The sequence below is a fragment of the Paracoccus kondratievae genome (assembly GCF_009301415.1).
GTDB classification, from domain to species: Bacteria; Pseudomonadota; Alphaproteobacteria; order Rhodobacterales; family Rhodobacteraceae; genus Paracoccus; species Paracoccus kondratievae.
Genome location: NZ_CP045072.1, coordinates 682,739 through 701,822, shown reverse-complemented (window position 1 = coordinate 701,822; position 19,084 = coordinate 682,739). Strand labels below are relative to the sequence as shown.

The 19,084-nt window shown below is 64.9% G+C and carries 21 protein-coding genes and 1 tRNA gene; 15 read left to right on the top strand and 7 right to left on the bottom strand.

What is annotated here, in order from left to right; translation table 11 throughout:
- Positions 1–48: 48 nt before the first annotated feature.
- Complete coding sequence (map, locus tag F8A10_RS03590) at positions 49–852, top strand: type I methionyl aminopeptidase (protein ID WP_152366703.1); 804 nt, start codon at positions 49–51, stop codon at positions 850–852.
- Positions 853–898: 46 nt separating this feature from the next.
- On the opposite strand, the gene F8A10_RS03585 is transcribed toward map, so the two are convergent.
- A complete protein-coding gene (locus F8A10_RS03585; protein WP_010398125.1) occupies positions 899–1,921 on the bottom strand; it encodes a LacI family DNA-binding transcriptional regulator in 1,023 nt (340 codons plus the stop codon).
- 98 nt (positions 1,922–2,019) lie between these two features.
- On the opposite strand from F8A10_RS03585, the gene F8A10_RS03580 reads away from it, so the two are divergent.
- The 6 genes from F8A10_RS03580 to F8A10_RS03555 all read left to right on the top strand — a co-directional run bounded on the left by F8A10_RS03580 (position 2,020) and on the right by F8A10_RS03555 (position 5,857).
- A tRNA-Arg gene (locus F8A10_RS03580) sits at positions 2,020–2,096 on the top strand.
- Between the two features lie 293 nt (positions 2,097–2,389).
- Positions 2,390–3,487 (top strand): helix-turn-helix domain-containing protein, encoded by a 1,098-nt coding sequence (locus tag F8A10_RS03575; protein ID WP_152366702.1) that lies wholly within the window; start codon positions 2,390–2,392, stop codon positions 3,485–3,487.
- On the top strand, positions 3,480–4,841 hold the full coding sequence (locus F8A10_RS03570; protein WP_152366701.1) for a plasmid recombination protein: 1,362 nt from the start codon (positions 3,480–3,482) through the stop codon (positions 4,839–4,841). Before F8A10_RS03575 ends, F8A10_RS03570 begins: the two co-directional genes overlap by 8 nt.
- Positions 4,842–4,945: 104 nt before the next feature.
- Positions 4,946–5,191, top strand: a complete 246-nt coding sequence (locus tag F8A10_RS03565) for a type II toxin-antitoxin system ParD family antitoxin (RefSeq protein ID WP_152366700.1) — start codon at positions 4,946–4,948, stop codon at positions 5,189–5,191.
- Positions 5,188–5,475 carry a type II toxin-antitoxin system RelE/ParE family toxin gene (locus F8A10_RS03560; protein ID WP_152366699.1) on the top strand — a complete coding sequence of 96 codons (288 nt, stop codon included), beginning with the start codon at positions 5,188–5,190 and terminating at the stop codon, positions 5,473–5,475. Before F8A10_RS03565 ends, F8A10_RS03560 begins: the two co-directional genes overlap by 4 nt.
- An 88-nt stretch (positions 5,476–5,563) precedes the next feature.
- Entirely contained in the window at positions 5,564–5,857 is a 294-nt protein-coding gene (locus F8A10_RS03555; RefSeq protein WP_152366698.1) for a hypothetical protein, read from the top strand.
- 221 nt (positions 5,858–6,078) lie between these two features.
- Here F8A10_RS03555 and F8A10_RS03550 read toward each other — a convergent pair whose 3' ends face one another.
- From F8A10_RS03550 to F8A10_RS03525, 6 genes are all read right to left on the bottom strand, one after another.
- Positions 6,079–7,251 carry an ATP-binding protein gene (locus F8A10_RS03550; protein ID WP_152366697.1) on the bottom strand — a complete coding sequence of 391 codons (1,173 nt, stop codon included), beginning with the start codon at positions 7,249–7,251 and terminating at the stop codon, positions 6,079–6,081.
- A gap of 327 nt (positions 7,252–7,578) precedes the next feature.
- Positions 7,579–7,788 carry a hypothetical protein gene (locus tag F8A10_RS03545; protein WP_152366696.1) on the bottom strand — a complete coding sequence of 70 codons (210 nt, stop codon included), beginning with the start codon at positions 7,786–7,788 and terminating at the stop codon, positions 7,579–7,581.
- Positions 7,789–7,929: 141 nt separating this feature from the next.
- Positions 7,930–8,148: a hypothetical protein gene (locus F8A10_RS03540; RefSeq protein ID WP_227493407.1), complete on the bottom strand. Its 219-nt coding sequence runs from the start codon at positions 8,146–8,148 to the stop codon at positions 7,930–7,932.
- Positions 8,149–8,204: 56 nt separating this feature from the next.
- Positions 8,205–8,714, bottom strand: coding sequence for a DUF1176 domain-containing protein (locus tag F8A10_RS03535; RefSeq protein ID WP_152366694.1), 510 nt, complete (start codon positions 8,712–8,714; stop codon positions 8,205–8,207).
- Entirely contained in the window at positions 8,711–8,893 is a 183-nt protein-coding gene (locus F8A10_RS03530) for a hypothetical protein (protein ID WP_028717528.1), read from the bottom strand. Before F8A10_RS03530 ends, F8A10_RS03535 begins: the two co-directional genes overlap by 4 nt.
- Entirely contained in the window at positions 8,890–9,189 is a 300-nt protein-coding gene (locus F8A10_RS03525) for a zinc ribbon domain-containing protein (protein ID WP_227493406.1), read from the bottom strand. Before F8A10_RS03525 ends, F8A10_RS03530 begins: the two co-directional genes overlap by 4 nt.
- 350 nt (positions 9,190–9,539) lie before the next feature.
- On the opposite strand from F8A10_RS03525, the gene F8A10_RS03520 reads away from it, so the two are divergent.
- From F8A10_RS03520 to F8A10_RS03485, 8 genes are all read left to right on the top strand, one after another.
- Complete coding sequence (locus F8A10_RS03520) at positions 9,540–9,758, top strand: helix-turn-helix domain-containing protein (protein WP_072461783.1); 219 nt, start codon at positions 9,540–9,542, stop codon at positions 9,756–9,758.
- A gap of 213 nt (positions 9,759–9,971) precedes the next feature.
- Positions 9,972–10,729, top strand: a protein-coding gene (locus F8A10_RS03515; RefSeq protein WP_152366692.1) for an IS5 family transposase whose coding sequence is annotated in 2 segments (ribosomal slippage) — positions 9,972–10,308 and positions 10,308–10,729 — 759 coding nt in all. Because the reading frame shifts where the segments join, the coding sequence is not laid out codon by codon here.
- A gap of 626 nt (positions 10,730–11,355) precedes the next feature.
- Positions 11,356–11,910: a LemA family protein gene (locus F8A10_RS03510; RefSeq protein ID WP_152366691.1), complete on the top strand. Its 555-nt coding sequence runs from the start codon at positions 11,356–11,358 to the stop codon at positions 11,908–11,910.
- Positions 11,910–13,856 carry a DUF2207 domain-containing protein gene (locus F8A10_RS03505; protein ID WP_152366690.1) on the top strand — a complete coding sequence of 649 codons (1,947 nt, stop codon included), beginning with the start codon at positions 11,910–11,912 and terminating at the stop codon, positions 13,854–13,856. The genes F8A10_RS03510 and F8A10_RS03505 overlap by 1 nt, the downstream gene beginning before the upstream one ends.
- A 132-nt stretch (positions 13,857–13,988) precedes the next feature.
- The gene (locus F8A10_RS03500; protein ID WP_152366689.1) at positions 13,989–15,941 is read left to right on the top strand and encodes a type VI secretion system Vgr family protein; all 1,953 of its coding nucleotides are present in this window, start codon (positions 13,989–13,991) and stop codon (positions 15,939–15,941) included.
- Positions 15,941–16,942 (top strand): DUF4123 domain-containing protein, encoded by a 1,002-nt coding sequence (locus F8A10_RS03495; protein WP_152366688.1) that lies wholly within the window; start codon positions 15,941–15,943, stop codon positions 16,940–16,942. The genes F8A10_RS03500 and F8A10_RS03495 overlap by 1 nt, the downstream gene beginning before the upstream one ends.
- Positions 16,939–17,193, top strand: a complete 255-nt coding sequence (locus F8A10_RS21035) for a PAAR domain-containing protein (protein WP_193668145.1) — start codon at positions 16,939–16,941, stop codon at positions 17,191–17,193. The genes F8A10_RS03495 and F8A10_RS21035 overlap by 4 nt, the downstream gene beginning before the upstream one ends.
- 42 nt (positions 17,194–17,235) lie before the next feature.
- Positions 17,236–19,059: a hypothetical protein gene (locus tag F8A10_RS03485; protein WP_152366687.1), complete on the top strand. Its 1,824-nt coding sequence runs from the start codon at positions 17,236–17,238 to the stop codon at positions 19,057–19,059.
- Positions 19,060–19,084: the final 25 nt, after the last annotated feature.

Here is a 19,084-nt window from a genome sequence, read left to right as displayed (position 1 = left end):
AGTGCCGCCATGGGACTATCTGTGGGAGCAGACGAATATGAGGACGCCATGAACGACGCACGCCAGACCCGCGAGGGAATCCGTATCCACGACCCGCAGGATTTTGCTGGCATGCATGCAGCCGGCCGGATCGCGGCCCAGATCCTTGATGAGGCCGGCCCGCTGGTCCAGCCCGGCGCCACCACCGGCGCGCTTGATGATTTCATTCGCAACCGGGTCGAGGAACTGGGCGCGACCAGCGCCACCATCGGCTATCGTGGCTATCAGCATGCCAGCTGCATCAGCGTGAACCATGTCGTCTGCCACGGCATTCCTGGCGACAAGGTTCTGGCCGACGGTGATATTCTGAACATCGACGTCACTGTGATCGTGGACGGCTGGTATGGCGACAGTTCGCGGATGTATGTCGCCGGCAGGCCCAGCGTCAAAGCGCGCCGGCTGATCCAGGTCACCCATGATGCGCTGATGAAGGGGATCGAGGCCGTCCGGCCCGGCGCAACCTTTGGCGATATCGGCTGGGCGATCCAGTCCTATGTGGAATCGAACCGCATGTCGGTGGTGCGCGATTTCTGTGGCCACGGCCTTGGCCGTACCTTCCACGCCCCGCCTAATGTGCTGCATTTCGGCCGTCCCGGCAAAGGTCCGGTGCTTGAGGAAGGCATGTTCTTCACCATCGAGCCGATGGTGAACCTTGGCCGCCCCGAGACCAAGATCCTTGCCGATGACTGGACTGCCGTCACCCGCGACAAATCGCTTTCCGCCCAGTTCGAACATTCGATCGGTGTCACCGCGACGGGCTACGAGATATTTACCCTCTCGCCCGGCGGGCTGTTTTTCCCCAAACTTGGTTAAGTTTTCAGGGTAGCCCCGGAAACGAGGCTGCCGTTCCCCACCGGCCCTACGGATTTTCCCGGATCGTATCGCCGTGCAGAATGGTCGGAGCCAGCACGATCTGGCCATTTTCAGGGCGCGGCTCTTTGCCTGCAACGATCCGCGCCGCGCGTCGGCCGACATCAATACGCCGTGCATCGGTGGTGGTCAGCCGTATCGGCAGCCCGTCCAACAGCTCGACACCATTGAACCCGGCGAGCCCCAGCTTGCCGGGAATGTCATAGCCGCGCTCCATGCACCAAAGCAGCCCCCCGGCCCCGATCATGTCGTTCGAGAAATAGAGGAAATCCAGATCCGGCTCGCGGGTCAGGATCCGCTCGGTCAGTTCGCGCCCCTTCAATAGCGACGAACCACCCTGATAGTATTCGCGCGCCGCAAGCTGCACGCCATGCTCGCCCAGCCGCTCTTCAAATCCGGCCAGCCTTTTGCGGGCGCGGTGATCTTCGGGCATATGGGTCCCGATAAAGCCGATGCGACGATAACCGGCAGCAAGGATCTCATCCGCCATCTCGGCCCCGGCGCGGCGGTGCGAGATGCCGACGGCGGTGTCGATCGGATCTCCGTCGACATCCATGATCTCAACCACCGGCAGGCCGGCGTTATCGAGCATTGCCCGCGCCGCCTTGCTATGCTCAAGCCCTGCAAGGATCACCCCCGAAGGGCGCCAGCTCAGCATGTCGTACAGCACTGCATCCTCACGCGAGGGGCTGTAATTCGTCACCCCGACCACCGGCTGCAACCCGGTATCGTCAAGCTCGGCCGAGATCCCGCCAAGCACGTCGGGAAACACCATATTGGAAAGTGAGGGGATGACCACGGCAACCAGGTTGACACGCTGGCTGGCCAACCCCCCGGCAATCTTGTTGGGGACATAGCCCAGTGTACGGGCGGCGGTCAGCACCTTTTCACGCGTGGCAGCCGAGACATCGCCACGGTTGCGCAGCACGCGGCTGACGGTCATTTCCGACACGCCCGAGGCTTCGGACACATCACGCAATGTCAGGGGACGGCGGGGTCTTTTCGTGTTCATCGCAACTACCAGGACGCAATCATGTTACCGTTATCTTCTCCATCCGTTCGCGGCAAGCTTGCCATTTCGCCCCTTGCAAGGCAAAAGGGCGCTTAAGCGGCCCCGTGGCTCAACTGGATAGAGCAGCCCCCTCCTAAGGGGCAGGTTACAGGTTCAAGTCCTGTCGGGGTCACCATTTTATTCATATATAACAGTGATTTACCATGGTTCTCCGGCCGAATCGCGTAGTTTCCTGCGCGATCTTGCGCTGGTTTGCACGGAACTTACCGGGAACGCCGGTACAAATCCCGTACAGTACCCGCTGACGACTCTCATGTGGCGAAGAAAGGAAAACCCCGGCTCGGCGGCAACCGAAACCGGGGTTCAAGCTCATGTGAAAGCACTCAACTTTCCCGGACAGACTACCCCGGACACCGCCTACCGATCAATCGCAAAAAATAATGCGTATAGAAAAGCGGAGGTGCGGGCATGACGCAGCACCTCACGCATGCGGGTTTGCCAGCCGATCTGACCCGCTGGCAGTTGTTGCGCCTGGTCGAAACCGCGCGCCGGCCGCTCGGGCTTAGCAAGGGCGCCGTGGGCTACCTGCGCCATGCTATCGGGCTCACCACGGATGGCGACTTTGCCAAGGGCCGAATCTGCGCCTTCTGGGCTTCGGTCACGGAAATCGCGGCCTCGCTGAGCATGGAGCGCCGGCAGATCACCCGGATCGAAGCCGAGCTGATCGAGCGGGGGCTGATCCACAAATCCAGCACCAATCGCAGCCGCCGCAGCGGTCATCGGCTTCACGGCGTGATCCGGCACGAATTCGGCATCAACCTTGCCCCGCTGATCGAGCGCGCACAGGAAATCCAGGCGCTGGCGCAGAGGGCCATGCGGGAGCAGATCGAGGCCAAGGCACTGCGCAAGCAGATCAACAAGTTGTTCGAGCGCATCCGTGGGCTTGGCTGTGATGCGGCAGAGCTTGCCGCCGATGCCGTCCTGCCCAACCACCGTCCGTCCACGATCCAGAGCTTTCAGCGCCTCAAGCAGGTTGCAGCCGCTCTGGAGGCGGTTCTGGCCGATTTTTCGGCCAACGTCGGTGGGGGTGAAATGTCCCACCAGTGCGACATTTCCACCCTACCCAATACCAATCCTGATCAGATCGATAAAACCTGTAGGGCTGAGAACAGGGCTGCGCGGCGGCCGATCCGCACCACGCCTGCGCAGGTCTGGCTGCTGGCATCGGAGCGTTTCCGGGAATATCTCGCGTTCTACGCTGCTAGCCTCGGGTGCGGCCGTGCCCCTGATGAGCGATGTTTCGTGATGGCGGCGCGCGACCTTGCGATGAATATCGGGATCTCCACGCGGGCATGGCGGCAGAGCTGCGAGATTCTCGGCGAGGCCCGGACGGCGCTCTGCCTGCTGATCGCGGATCGGAATGCCTGCCGCCACGATGATTTCCGGGTCAGGGATGCTGCCGCGGCTTTTGTCGGCATGGTGCGGAAAGAGGCGCGGCAGGGTGCCGTGGTCGATACGCTGGTGGGCGAGCTGACGGCCTTCAGCCGGGGGTGCGGGTATGTCTGAGCGTAGCGGCAAATCGATCTTCGCGCACAAGCAGACCTATTCGCGCAAGGGCAACAGCAAGAGCCGGTCGGTCAGCGACATCGCGGATGAGGCCGAGCGGCTGGACGGGGCCTGCCCGCATGTCGAAAATCCGCAGCCGCCCACCATCCTCGAAGGCATCCGGCCCTCGGAGGTGGTCGCCCTGATCGAACAGCGCATCGCCGAGCAGAACAAGCTGCTGCGTCAGCTGCGCAAGGAGCAGCCGGATCGAAAGGACGCCTTGCGGACCATCCGCTCGGACACGCATGTTATGATCGCCAGCGTCTTCAGCTTTCCCGACCCGGTCGAGGACATGGACCAAGCCGAGTATCTGCGCTGGCGCAGGGACGTGATCGCCTTCGCCAGAGACGATGCCGCGCGTAACGGCGCCGAGGTGCTGAGCATCGTCGAGCATCTCGATGAAGCCCACCCGCATGTGCATGTGCTGGCGGTGCCCATATGTGCAGATGACAATATGCGCATGGATGCCAAGCGCTGCCACGAGGGCCATCGCGAGCAGGACCGGCACAAAGATAGCGGCTGGTCCGGCTCGCCGTCTCGCAGCTACAAGCAGGCGATGCGCGGCTGGCAGGACCGCTATCACGCCGCGGTCGGCGCGAAGCATGGGCAGGCCCGGACGGGGCCGCGCCGCCGCCGTCTGGATCGGGCAGCGTGGAAGGCCGAACAGGAACGGCTGAAGGCGCAGAAGGACGCCGAGATTGCCGTCGAACGTGCCGCAGAAGCCCGTCGCCTTGCCGACGAGGAGGAGCGCCATCGCGACGCGGTCATGCAGGATACGGTCGCCAGACGGCTTCGGGAGGCCGAGGTGGTGCATGCCATCGCGACCGGCGGGCTGATCGCCGCCATCCGACAGGTCGATGCTGATCCGGTGCTGCTGGAACGGCTGGAGACGCCGGGGCAGATGGGCGCCTGGACGCATCACGATGCAGATCGCAACCGCGAAATGCACAACGCGCTGGCGCCGGTTCTCAGCGACGGGCTGGAAGCCCTGCGCCAGCCGCTGACAGGTCGGGGGCTGCTCGGCGGTCTGTCCGGCTTCCTGCGCAGGGTTGCGGGTTGGGTCAATCGCCTCGCCGATGCCAGTCCGCGCTGGCTGAAATGGCCGGAAACCGTGGCCTATGTAGCCCATGGGGCGAAGCAGGCGTTCGGCACGACCTACACAGCCTCGACCCTGGCCGGAGTCATCGAGGCCTCGCCAGTATGGCAATCCTTCACCGGCGAGGCAAAGACGCGGCTGGATCAGGCGCGGGCGGTGCAGGCGCTGACGAATTCGCGCGGCTCTCGACCAGACGCTTCATCGCAGAGGGGCATATGACAGCATGCGCTTATGCCAATATGCACATCAGGCGGAAGAGAGCCGGCAATTGCGGCTGATACGATTTCTTGGTAATATCCGGTATCGACGCACAGGAGGCCCGTATGTCCCGCAACACTTCGGTTTCGCTCGGCGATCACTTCGTCAGCTTCATCGACACGCAGGTGAAGGGGGGCCGCTATGGCTCGGCCAGCGACGTGGTGCGGGCGGGGCTGCGGCTGCTGGAGGAGCACGAGACCAAGGTAAAGGCCCTTCAGGACGCCCTGATCGCCGGAGAGGAATCCGGCCGGGCGGAGGGTTTCGACCTCGACCGGTTCATTGCCCGCAAGATGGCCGGTCGCAACGCATGAAGGCGTTGGCCTTCACCGTCGCGGCAACGGTCGATCTGGAGGCAATCTGGGACTATACGGAGGGCGAATGGGGCCTCGCGCAAGCCCGGCGCTATGTGCAGGAACTGCGCGACACCTGCCACGCGCTGGCATCTGGGCAAGGGCGCGGCAGGCCGGTTGACGTTCGGCCTGGCTATCTGAAATGCCTGAGCGGATCGCATGTCATCTTCTTCCGGGATCTGGGCGACACGCTGGAAATCGTCCGCATCCTGCACGGTGCACAGGACGTCGAGCGGCATTTGTGACCAGCATGGGTCTGTGCGATGGCACGATGCTCGAAGGGTAAAATTGCAATATTGGCATATGCGCCCCTTGGGCGTGGAGAGCTTGGTGATGACTTATCTGCTCAGCGATTATCCGGTCCTGGCGCGGCTCGCGGCCGGCAGAACCAAGGCAACGCGGCTTGACGTCAGCGCCTGCCGCCGGCTCTACGCACTGGCGACGGACGACGATCTGGGCGCGATGGGGCCGGAAGAGCGCGGGTTTTACGACAGCTTGGCCGCGAGCGAACCGGTGCCGGGTTCCGGCGGGCCGATTGCAGCGCTTCAGGCGCAGGTCAGGGCTGCCGGCTTCCGCCGTATGCCTGACGAACAGGCCTTCCTGGACGATCTGTCCGGGGGCATCTGATCGACGCAGAAGCGCACAGCAGGGCGGGTTAATCTGTAGGCTAGGATGGGCTACTTTTGGGGATTTCGCCAAATATTAGTGACCGACTATTATTTTGCGGGGCCCGGTACTTTCGTACCACCCGCAAAATGTCGGACCGGGCGCTGCGCCCCGGTACCCAGCTTCCTCCGCCCAGGAAGAAGATCGATCCCCCAATACTGCCCGCTGGGCGGACGCATCGCTTACGGATGAAGCGCCAGCAGATCCTGCCCGAACTGGTGCAGCGACATCACCTCGATGCCGTTCGGCAGCGGGAAAGCCTCGCCCCCCGGATAGACCACGATCCGCCGCACAGGTTGCAGGTCTTCGCAGGCCGAGTGAAAGCCGCGCTCGACCTTCGGCGCCAGATTGCGCTTGACCTCGACGGCCCAGACCGCGCCGCCGGGCAGGGTCAGTACCAGATCGACCTCGGCCCCCGCCCCGCTGCGGTAGAACTGGGCCTGCGTCCCTTCCGGCATCAGGGCATGGGCAGTCTCGATGATCAGTCCTTCCCAACTGGCGCCCGCGACGGGGTGGCCGAGAACGTCGTCCAGCGTCGTCAGTCCCAGCAGGGCATGCAGGATGCCGGTGTCGCGCACATAGATGCGCGGGGACTTGACCAGCCGCTTGCCGATATTCGCATGCCAGGGCTCCAGGCGGCGCACCAGCATCAGATCGACCAGCAGATCGAGATAGGAGGCGACGGTCTTGGCATCGACCCCAAGCGCGCGGGCAAGTTCGGCGGCGTTCGACAGGCCGGATTGCCGATGCGCCAGCATGGTCCAGAAGCGCCGCAGCGTCTCGGCCGCGATGCGGGGGCCGAGTGCGGGAATGTCGCGCTCCAGATAGGTGCGGATGAAGTCGCGCCGCCAGCGCAGGCTGGCCTGATCGCCCTTGGCGAGGAAGCTGTCGGGAAAGCCGCCGCGCAGCCAGAGCCGGTCCAGATCGGCAGCGGGAACCTCCAGCGCATCGAGGGGGGCGAGTTCGGCATATGCGATCCGGCCCGCCAGCGTCTCGCCGGATTGCCGCAGCAGGTCGATGGAAGCGGAGCCGAGCAGCAGGAACCGGCCCGCCCTCAGCCCCTTGCGCCGCCCCCGGTCGATCAGGCCGCGCAGGTTCTGGAACAGGTCCGGCACCCGCTGGACCTCGTCAAGGATGACCAGCTTATCCTCATGCGCCAAAAGGTAGAGTTCGGGGTCCGAGAGCCTGGCCCGGTCGGCGCTGGATTCGAGATCGAGATAGAGCGAGGGGCGCGCATCCCCCAGCTCCTGGGCCAGCGTGGTCTTGCCTACCTGGCGCGGCCCCAGCAGGGCAACGGCGGGACTGTCGTCCAGAAGGGACTTCACGGTTGCGGTGATACGGCGCTCGATCAACATCCTTGCATTTATGGAGTTTAATTCCCGATTTGCAAGGTTATTTTGAGGGCTGCTATTTCTATCCGCTGCCGAGTTGACTTCAAGGAGCCCAACTGAGGCCCGCTACATACCTCCGGGTTTGTGCATGGCAACCAACAGTGCAGCGCAAGCACGGTCAAAGCGCGATGGAGATGTAGGGTATCTTGACCGGCGACAGCGTTAAGGAGTGCCGCCCGATGGGCGGCCGCAAACCCCATTCCGCCCCAGCCTCGTGGGGGCGGTCGGAATGTGGTTTGCGCGCAGCCTGACCCCGGCCCGCTCGCATCACGACGGGCCGTAGGGACGGGGTCAGGCGAATTCGTTTTCCCAGCAGGCCATCATCCAGCGCTCATCGCTGTCGGGCAGGTCGATGCCGTAGAATTCCAGCACTTGGGTCAGGTCGTGGATGCGCTCTTCCTGTTTCGGCTCGGTCAGCGCGGCCCACCAGTTGCGTGCCTTGACCTCATCCGGCTGGAAGATCGATGCGGGCAGTTCGCCTTTGAACGGTTGCGGGGGCATCACTTGTCTCCTGTCATCTGTCGCTGGGTCGTATCCAGCGCTGCCGCTGATCTGGGCGAGGCTGAGGCTGAGGCGGTGGCTCATGCCGCGCCTGAGCAATTCCTGGGCGGGAACCCCGTTCAGCGCACCAGGTTCCCGCCCTCAGCCCTTGCAACGGGAAGCGCCCGGAGGTTCTGGAAGATATCGCAGGGCCGCCAATGCCATCTCCGCATTCACGCCGGCAGGCAGATCGACGATATCTCCCTCAGCGATACGCATCAGCCGCGCCCGCAGCGTATTCCAGCTGAGGGGGCGGCCGGTCGTCATCTTGGCCATCACGACCCGACCGATGGTGAACGCAACCATGTCCGGGTTGTTCAAATAGTCAGGCCCTTTACGCCGATATCCGTTGGTTGCGTGCATGGTCCCGTGGGAGGTCACCGCTTGCCTCCCGTCATCCACGGCCGGATCGCGTCCAGAGCCGCCGCCGATCCGGCGAGGCTGAAGCGGTGGCGCTTGCCGCCGAAGCCGATCTCGACCCATTCCGCCTGCCGCACGTTGTGGACGAAGAGGTTGGTCGCGCCCATGCCGGCCGTGTCGAAATTGCTCAGCAGGATGTCGCCACCGGCTGCCACGAAATCCAGCTTCTCGCCATTCGAGAACCGGATGCTGACGCGATCACCTGCTTCGGCGCCGCGGCCGTCCAGCGTCACGCTGACGCGGCAGTTGTTGAAGTCGCAGGTGCCGTTGGCGTCGAGTTCGTTCATCTGGTCGGTGCGGGTGATCCAGATTTCGTTGCCGCGCACCCGGCGCGGGCTGACATCGCCGGTCTCGTTGGTGAAGGTCCAGTATTCGGCGCCGCCTTCGACGGAGGCCTCGAAATACCAGCCGGCGGCGAAGGCGGGGCTGGCAAGGGCGATCAGCGCGGCGGTGAACAGGTGTTTCATGCTTCCAGATCCTCTGGGGGAATGTCGATGCCGGCGTCCGCCAGCGCCCGCGCGATCAGCTGGCTCATGGTGATGTCGCGCCGCAGCGCCTCGATTCGCAGGGATTTGTGCGCCTCGGCGCTGAGGCAGATCGAGGTGCGCTTCGGGCCGACGGTCGGTTTCCGCTTCGCGGCTCTCATCGGTACCAGCCCTCCTGCATGCGGGGGATCACGTAGCGCAGGAACAGGCCGACACCGCCGGCGAACAGCATGAAAGGCGACAGGAACAGGAAGGCGATCAAGCCGTCGAATGCCGTCGTTCGGTCATCGACCGATGCAACCCAGGTGCCAAAGACTATGCCGGCAAGAACGAAGAATGCGGCCACGCCGAGCATGAAGGTCGATGCCTGGCGCCAGCTTTCAACCGGGCGGCCCCACACGCCCCGGAAGGCCCCACAGGCGGGGCAGGTGGTGGCATCTGCGTGAATCTCGGTCATGCAATGTGGACATTGTTGGGGCATGGCGGGGGCTCCTGGATGCTTAGAATGCTGGAATGGGCCGAGTCTGATCTCGGTGGATGGAGGACGGGATAACCGGGTGTTCGGACTGACTGGCCGTCATTTGTTCGTGGTCGTGGACCAGAGCAACAGCGCTATATCTGCCATTCCCAGCCGGCGATGGAGCCAGATCTAACAAAAGTTGAACTATGATCGGTTCTTCGAACATGCAGTGCGCCTTGATCATCGAAGTGCTGGAAGAGTGCTAAAGGTTCAAAGGAAACTGACGACCGCCAGAATGATACGATTAGTCCGTGGACGATTAAACCCCTTTCTTGTGCTACAGGGACATGGAGCGCAAGTTTACGGTCGAGGACTTCGGGAGGCGGGTACGGGAGCTGCGCAAGGCGCAGGGCCACTCGCAGGAAGGCTTTGCGCTGACCGTGGAACTTGACCGGACTTACATCGGAGGCATTGAGCGCGGAGAACGCAATCCAGGCCTCAAGACGATCCTCAGGATCGCCGATGCACTCGGGGTGTCAGCTGCGGAACTATTTCAAGAGAAATAAAGCCTTCTTCATTCACGCCGTTCACGCATAGAGCAGGCCGGCGCGCAGCGCTTCCGATGTTACCATACAGGCGCAGTACATGCCGGCAACGGGAGGCGCACAGGGCTGAGGAAGGGTTCCTGTCGATGGTACTTTGCGTGACGATGCTTAGGGTCAGGACCCATTGATTTCAGGTCTGTTGCGTGATTCACGGCTCGAAAACGAGCGGTGAACATGTCTGATCTCTTCTGGCTGACCGACGCGCAGATGGCGCGGTTGGAGCCCTATTTCCCGAAGCCCCACGGCAAGCCTCGTGTCGATGATAGGCGCGTCTTGAGTGGGATTATCTTCATCAATCGCAATGGCTTACGGTGGCGCGATGCGCCGAAAGAGTATGGTCCGCACAAGACGCTTTATAATCGTTGGAAGCGGTGGAGCGACAAGGGCATCTTTGCGCAGATGATGGCTGGCCTGGCCGCTCAGCACGGCGAGAAAAAGACAGTGATGATCGACGCCACCTATCTGAAAGCCCATCGCACCGCGTCCAGCCTGGGCGCGAAAAAAGGGGGCGTGGCCGCCTGATTGGCCGCACCAAGGGCGGCATGAATACCAAGTTACATGCCATCTGCGACAGCAAGGGCCGCCCGATCAACTTCTTTGTCTCTGCCGGTCAGATCAGCGATTACATCGGAGCGCGGGCACTGCTCAGCAGCCTGCCGGATGTCGACTGGCTGCTCGGGGACCGTGGCTACGACGCCGATTGGTTCCGGGAAGCGTTGCAAGACAAGGGCATACGCGCCTGCATCCCCGGCCGGAAACAGCGGAAAACTCCGGCAAAATATGACAAGCGCCGCTACAAACGCCGCAACCGCATCGAGATCATGTTCGGCCGGCTCAAGGATTGGCGACGTGTCGCAACCAGATACGACCGGTGCCCCAAGGCCTTCTTCTCCGCCATCGCTCTCGCCGCCATCGTCATCTTTTGGCTATGAGTCCGGAGCCTAGTCAGCACCGAGCAGCCGGATTGTCCAGCCGGGCGGCAAGTCCTGCCTTTCAGCCCCGAGCTGAGCGCGTCGTCATGGAGCGAAGGGAAGCAGGGGGCTGTGGGCAACCCGGCCCAGGTGGCTTGGAAATCAACGGCCACGCCCCCCGCCAGACCGCCCGCATGGGCGTGGGGCCGATGCCAAGGGGGCAGGTGTTCCGACCCCGTGGTGGGGGTCTGGTCGTGATCTCAAGCCTCTCCGCAAGTTGAGGATCGGCACGATGTCATCCGCAAGACCGAACAGGTCCCGAGCGGCGGTTCCGCCTGGCTGGCGCAGCCGGACGGTGATCGTCGAGGAGGGCCTTCAGGGGCGTCAATGGAACTTGGTGACAGCCCGCCGCGGGGGAGTGTCGTCGGGAAACGCCTGGTCCTTGCCCGGCTGCCCCGGTGCCGAGCCCCTTTTTGCACCACATCGCTTGTCGGTGACAACCGACCCCGCCTGGTTGCGCAAAAGCTCGGCAGTCTTGCGAGCGCCATGGCTGCCGTAGCGGCGGGCCACCAGCCGACCGGCTGTTGCGTGCCAGCGCTGCAGATGCATAGCTGGGCCGCAATTCGTTTGACTTAAAGGAAGGTGCGATGCAGGGATTTCTGCTGGTGCTCGGTGGCTTGGCGGCTGTCTTCTCCGTTTACGTGGTGCTGGCCTATAACGGGCTGGTCAGCGCCCGGCAGCGCGTCGACGAGGGGTGGAGCGGCATCGACGTGCAGTTGAAACGGCGCAGCGACCTCGTGCCCAACCTGGTCGAAACCGTCAAGGCCTATGCCGCCCATGAAAGCGATCTGTTCGACCGGGTCAGCCGCGCGCGGATGCAGGCGGGCAATGCCGACCCGGCCCGGCGCGCCGCAAGCGAACAGGCCCTGGGCCGGGCGCTTGGCGGGCTTCTGGCGCTGTCGGAAAGCTATCCGGACCTCAAGGCCAGCAGAAACTTCCAGGATCTACACAAGGCGCTGGAGGGGATCGAGGCCGACATCCAGCACGCCCGACGCTATTTCAACGGCGCGGTGCGGATCATGAATACCAAGGTGCAGAGTTTTCCCTCGAATCTGGTGGCGCGGCGTTTCGGCTTTGGCCCGGCGCGGTTCTTCGAACTGGATGCCCCGGCCGGGGGCGACCTGCCCAAGGTGCGCTTCTGATGCTGCGGCTGGCGCGCCTGCTGCTGCTGCTCGTCTTCCTGACCCCGGCGGTCGCGCTGGCGGATGAGCGGATTCTGTCCTTCGACAGTGACCTGACCGTCGAGCCGGACGGCGATTTCCTTGTGACCGAGACCATCCGCCTGCGCAGCGAGGGTGATCTGATCCGGCGCGGCATCTTCCGCGATTTCCCGCTGCTGGTCGAAACCGGCGGCGTCAATCGGCGCGTCGGATTCGAGCTCGTCTCGGTGCAGCGCGACGGACGGGACGAACCCTTTGAACTGGTCGAGGGGGCGCGGGCGCTGCGCATCCGGATCGGTGCGCCGGACGATTTTCTGCCGGCGGGCGAACATCAGTATCGCATCCGCTACCGCACCGACCGGCAGCTGCGTTACTTTGCCGATCATGACGAGGTCTACTGGAACGCGACCGGCACCGAATGGCTGTTTCCGATCGACCATGCCACCGCAACCATCCGCCTGCCTGCCGGGGTGGCCGCAGGGGATACGGCCTTCTACACCGGCCCGTTCGGGGCGCGGGGACAGGATGCGCGCCTCGTGCAGAACAGCGACGGCATCATCCGCTTCGAGACGACGGTCCCGCTGGCCCCGCGCGAAGGCATGACGGTGGCGGTCTGGCTGCCCAAGGGCGCGCTGCCGGCACCGAGCGCCGGGCAGGAAAGGCAATGGTTCCTGCGCGATCATGGCCCCGCGCTCAAGGCGCTTGCGGCACTTGCCGTGGTTCTTGCCGCCTATCTGCTGCTATGGCTCTGGCGCGGCCGCGATCCGGCGCGCGGCGTCGTCGTCTATCGCTGGGAGCCGCCCGAGGGGCTGAGCGCGGCGATGACGCAGGCGGCATGGCGGGGCTCGGTGCCCGACCCCTCGCAGGCCCTGGCGCTGGCGCTGGTCGAACTGGCCTCTCTGGGGCTGGTCGACGTGGCGCGCAACGGCCGTTCGACCCGGTTCACCCGCAGCGATGCCGCGCCGCCCGCCGATCTGGCGCCGGATCTGCGGCTGGTTCTGGAGCACCTGGCCAAGGCGGGGGGCGAGCTGCGCCTGCGCAAGGCCGATGGCGCGGCCATCAAGGCCCTGCAGGACGCCCTGAACGACGATCTGCGCCGGCGGCTTCGGCAAGCCAAGCTGCGGCAGGGCAGCGGCTGGTGGATTCTCCTGGCCCTGGCGGTCAATGCCGGGCTGCTGGTTGGCCTGCCTTTCCTGCTGCCCTATCCGCTGCATGCCTCGCTGATCGCGTGGAACGTCGTCGCCATGCTGCTGCTGCTCATCCTGCGCGCTGTCATTGCCGCCTATTTCCGCGGCCGGGGCGCCGGGGCGCTGATCGGCGGGCTGGTCGGCGTGACCGTCCTGGCGGCGCTGGCGATGCTGCTGACCCGGCTGCATCTGGATCAGGGCGGGACGGCGGACATGCTTGCGGCGATGGCCGGCCTGTTGCTGGTGAACACGATCTTTCTGCCCATTCTCGGGCGCGTCACCACCGTCGGCCGGGCGCTGCTGGACCAGATCGAGGGGCTACGCGACTATATCAAGGTGGCCGAGCAGGACCGGCTGAAGATCGCGGGCGCGCCGGAAATGTCGGTTCCGCATTTCGAGCGCATCCTGCCCTATGCCATGGCGCTGGAGATGGAGGAGCATTGGGTCGCGCTGTTCCGGGAATGGCTGGCCCGCACGGGCGATGCCTCGGTTTCGGGAATGCCGGGCCGCGACGATCTCTCGCGTGAACGCGAGCGGCTTGCCGCGTTCTACCGGCGCGAGTCGACCTATTCCCCGCACGGACCGGGCTTGCAACGCCAGCTCGCTTCCGGGCTGACCGCCGCCCTGCCGGTCAGCAGCTCCTCGGCTTCGGGGTTTTCCTCATCGGGCTCGTCCTCTGGCGGCTCGTCGGGCGGTTCGTCCGGTGGTGGCGGTGGCGGCGGCGGCGGTGGTGGCTGGTAAGGTTTCCGCTACGTCAGGAAGCCGATTCCCTGTCCACCGCGGTTGAGGTTCTGCATTCGTTTGTCTATGAACCGGGCAATACTGCCGGTATGGTAGCGATTTTTTGCAAGTGATTTATTTCGGAGGAGACGGATGAACGTGCCCTTCAGGCAGGCGGAGCGGCTTGGCCGCCTGACGACCGAACTCGGGGACGATGTTCTTGTTCTGCTGAGACTGGACGGCTCTGAATTCCTGAACGATCTGTTCGAATACCGGGTCGAGGCGCTGGCGGCGCGCAACGACCTGGATTTCGACGCGCTGATCGGCACCCATGCCACGGTCGAGATCGGCACCCATGCGGGCACGCGCCTGTTCGACGGCATCGTCACCTCGGCCCGCTGGGCGGGCGTGGGCGAAAGCGGCCACCGCTACGACCTGACCCTGCGGCCATGGCTATGGCTGGCGGGGCTGCGCCGCAACCAGCGCATCTTTCACAACCGCACCGTGGTCGAGATCGCCCGCGAGTTGCTGGAGGATTACAGCGGCTTGGGCGATCCGGCGCTGAAGATCGAGCTGTCGCAGGACTATCCGGTCCTGGAATACACCGTGCAATATCGCGAAAGCGACCTGGACTTCCTGCGCCGCCAGCTGGAGCGGCACGGCATCAGCTTTCATTTCCGGCATCAGGCCGGCAGCCACACCCTGGTCCTGACCGACGATGTGCTGGCGCATGAGCTGATCGGCGAACGGCCCTACAAATCCTATTCCGGCCATCACCAGTATGATTACGAGCATCTCTGGGACTGGGCGCCCGAGCGGCACTTGACCACCGGCGCCATCCGCCTGACCGACTACAACTTCAAGGCGCCGCTGCAGGCCATGGAAACCGGCCATGCCGGCGATGCCGGCCATGCGCAGGGGCAGATCGAAAGCTTCGACTATCCGGGCGACTATCCGGACCAGGGCCGGGGGACCGAGCTGGCCCGGCTGCGCACCCGGCAGGAACGCGGCGGCGCCCGCCGCAACCGCGCCGTGGGCGATTGCGCCAGCCTTGCTGCGGGCCTGCGCGTCACGCTGGGCGGCGATGAGGTGCCGGGCCGGGGCGAGACCTATCTGTGCCTTTCGGCCACGCATCGCTTCGTCTCGCAATCTTATGGCTCGGGTGGGTCCGGCAGCGACGAATTCGCCTATAGCGGCAGCTATGTGCTGACGCCCGACACCGCACCCATGGCGCCGCCGCGCCGGAGCCCCGCCGCCGTGATCCTGGGCCCGCAGACCGCCGAGGTGGTCGGCGAGGGCGAGATCGACTGCGACGAGTTCGGCCGCATCCTCGTGCGCTTCCCCTGGGACCTCGAGGCGGCGCATTCGATGCGCTGCCGCGTGTCGCAAAGCTGGGCCGGCAACGGCTGGGGCGGCATGGTGATCCCGCGCGTCGGCATGGAGGTGGTGGTCGAATTCCTCGAGGGTGATCCCGACAAGCCGCTGGTGACCGGCTGCGTCTACAACGGCCGCAACGGCACGCCCATGCCCCTGCCGGCCAACAAGACGCGCTCCAGTTTCAAGACCAATTCCGTCGCGGGGCAGGGCTTCAACGAACTGACCTTCGAGGACAAGGCGGGTGAGGAATTCGTCTATCTGCACGCGCAGAAGAACCTGGATGTGAAGGTGCTGAACTCGGCGCAGCGCCGGGTGGAATTCGACGACACGGTCAGCATCGGCCACAATTCCGCGCTGGTGGTGGCTGCCGACCGGACCGAGACCATCGACGGCCGCATGGACCTGACGGTCAAGGGACCGCTGGCGGAAAAGGCCGAGGGCGACCGCAGCCTGACCGTGGGCGGCGCCTTCGCCACCCGCGCCGGCGGCGACCTGACCCTGAAGGCCGAGGGCGAGATCGTCATCGACGCCGCCAAGATCACTCTGGTCGCGGGCGGCGCGGCGCTGGTGCTGGAAGGCGGCGCGGTCAACGTGGCGCCGGTGCTGAACGTGGGCTCGGCCTCGCCCGGGGCGGTGGCCCTGCCGGCGATCCCGGCGATCCTGCAGGCGGCGGCGGGCGAGGGCTCGCCCTTCGTCAGCCATTGCCCGAAAGCGGGTCAGGCCGCCTGATGACCGATATCGTGACCGTGACGCCGTCGCTTTGGGACGCCGGGCAGCAGCCCGGCTGGCACGAGACGGGATGGGACCGGATCCGCGCCCTGGGCCATGCGGTCTGGGCGGTGGTGGACGGGGTGAACTGGCCCGAGATCTCGCGCGTGCTGGGACAGTCCCAGGCCGAGCATTGCTGCCTTTACGCGACGCTGGACCCCGAAAGCCGCGCCGCCGCGCCCTGGCTTGTCCGGGTCGTGCCGGGCAGCGGCTTCGCCGCCGCGCTTGCCGCCCGTGCGCATGACAGCCACGCTTATGTCCTGCTTCTGAGCGACGCGCCGATGGCGGCGCTGCGCGCGCATTTGCGGCGCTTCACCATGCTGCGGATCCCCGAGGCCGAGGCCCCGGTCTATTTCCGCTTCTACGATCCGCGCGTGATGATCGACGCGGTCGAGGTGATGCCGGAAAGTTTCCTCAACAGTTTCGCGCAGCCGCTGGCGGGCATCGCCGTGCCGCTGTCGCAGCAATGCCTGCTGCCCGACGATTGCCGGCTGGCCGGCCCCGAGATCGACCCCTTCGACGAGGCCGCCGACTGCCAGGGCCGCCTGCTGTGCTGGACCTGTCAGCCCGTAGCAGCCAGCGACCGGCGCGGGCCGGGCCAGTTGTCCCAAACCGAGATGAATGCCATGGCCGCGCGGATGCAGACCCGCTCGATCCGCAAGCTGGCCATGCGGCTGCATCGGGAATTCGGTCAGTTGACCAGCCCCGCGCGCTGTCTGAAAATGGCGCAAAGCGCGCCGGACTATGCGGCGGGGTTCGGGATGACCTCGCAGGCGCAGGTAACGGCCGTGGCACAGGCACAACTGCTGTTTGGCCGCGATTTCGCCGACCGCTACTCCGCCATCGGCCATGTGCTGAACGACGTCGGGATACTGCCCTGGCAAAAGGCCGACCGGCTGGAGGAATGGATCGCCGGGATGTTCGCCGCCCACGGCACCGCACGGCAAGGAGAACCCAAATGACGCCGCTAGCCCGCCTGGGGGACAGGCACCAATGCACGTTGCATGGCGAGAAGGCGATTACATCCGTTGCCGGCGGATCGAGTTGCGATGCCCGCCCCATCGCCACGGTCGGCGACCTGACCGGCTGCGGCGCGGTCATCGTGACCGGCAGCGATTCCTTTATCCTCAATGGCCGGCGTGCAGCGGTGGTGGGCTCGCGCACCAGCCATGGTGGCGTTGTGGTCGCGGGCTCCGCCTCGGCCAAAGCTTGAACGGAATGTTTTCGAAACAGCAGATTTCGCGGAGATCCTTTCGTGTCGTCCTATAATCCGACCGCCAATGATTATGCGCATATCCTGGCCAACAACCCGCGCGCCTTTGCCGATGCCGGCGCGGCGCGCACGGTGCTGACCCAGCTGCGGCAAAACCCGAATGCCTTTGACGACGCGTTTCGGCTGCAAGCCCTGCGCACGAATTACGTTCGGGGTGGAAACCCCCCGCTCACTCGCAGCCCGATTCCGGCCAGCGCCGATGCAGGTTTCGGCAATGTCTGCGTGGTCTGCGCCGCGAATGCGCCCTGTTGCCTGAAATCCGGCGTTCTTGCTGATTTCTCGGACCCGACGCGCAAGCTGGAATGGCCGGTCAGCGGCGATAAGCCCAAGACGCGCATCCTCGTCGTCGCCAAGGAACCCGATCGGGGGCTGATCTACGGCAAGCTGCAACTGGTGGGTGAAGGCAGCGACTGCCGAACTGGCAGGCAGGAGTTTCCGGGTTTCGTCATCGACAGTGCGACCAACGGCCGCGTCAATGTCGCCCGCCGGACCTCGACCGTCAGGGTGGGCTATGCCGCCGTCCCCAACTGGGCCATGGCGCTGAAGGAATTCGTGCCCGAGAAATTCCTGCTGGCGCTGATGATCGCCGATACCGTCTGCACGGGCGCGGCCATGCTTCAGGCGCGCCGCGGCAGCACGATCTCGCCCATGCAATGCGTCAGCGACGGTGCGATGCAGCGTACCCTGCACGCGATCCCGGTCGCCTATTTCGAACTGACGGGCGAAGCAACGGCAACGGTCGGGCTGCATTTCCTGACCACGGGGATCGGTGGCTCGGCCTCGATCGCCGGCAATCTGACCGGGAAATACGGCGCCCTGGACATCGCGGCGGCGGCCAGCGTAACGGCCATCGGTAGCAGCGGCCGGGCGGCTCCGTCGCAGGGCCGGGCGCCGGGCATGGTCGGCAATATCGCTTCGATCATCTCGAATTTCTCGCAATATGTCTCGCAGAGTTCACCTTCACCGCGTGGCCATGTGGACCGGACCGCCTTTGGCTCGGGCGTCCGCTTCGAGCAAAAGATCAAGCTGGCCGGCACCGGGATCAAGCTGGAGGCCAAGAAGGCGACCCCCGATCTGGAAGCCAAGATCGGTGAGCTTGAGAGCGAGCTTTCCATGACCGCGACCGGCACGCTGGATTTTGTCGATCTGGCTGCCAATATCATGTTGTCGCCCGCCGGCGCGCGGCTGGTGCAAGAGGCGCGCGCCGCTATCGCGAACGAGGACAACGCCGTCCGGGGCGAGGTGCGCTGCGAGGTGCGGGTCTCGGCCGAGGGCAAGCTGACGCATAAGGTCGAATCCGGGCTGTCCATCCCGATTCCGGCCGAGGGGACCGTCAGCATGCCCGACGCGGCATTGAACAAGGAATTCGGCGGCCGGCTACGAGTGCGCGGCATGGCCCAGATCCTGATCCATGTCGAGGGCGAGGTCTGGATCGCCTCGGCCGAGGCCGGCGCGGCGGGAACGTTGCACACCGGCTGGAACTGGGAAATGAAGGTCGACAACGAAAAGAAGCGCAAGAAGCGCTACTATTTCGAGGGGTTGATCGCCCGTGCGACCGGCTATGCCCGCGTCGGGGTGAAATCAAGGGTCAGCCGCGGCCCGGCTTCGACCCGCAACGAACATGGCAGTTCGTCGCGCAAGGTGACCGCCACCCAGCAGGGGCCGCAGGTCGCGGCCGGCGATCCGAACTGGCGCGACCCGAACGCCGAACGCTCGCCGCTTGATGATGGAGGCACGAAATATGTTCTTTTGGAACCGACTGTCCCACGCGTTACCGGGACGGCTCCTGCCTGGCAGGACTATTGAGCGGACGCTGGCCGCAACCCTGTCT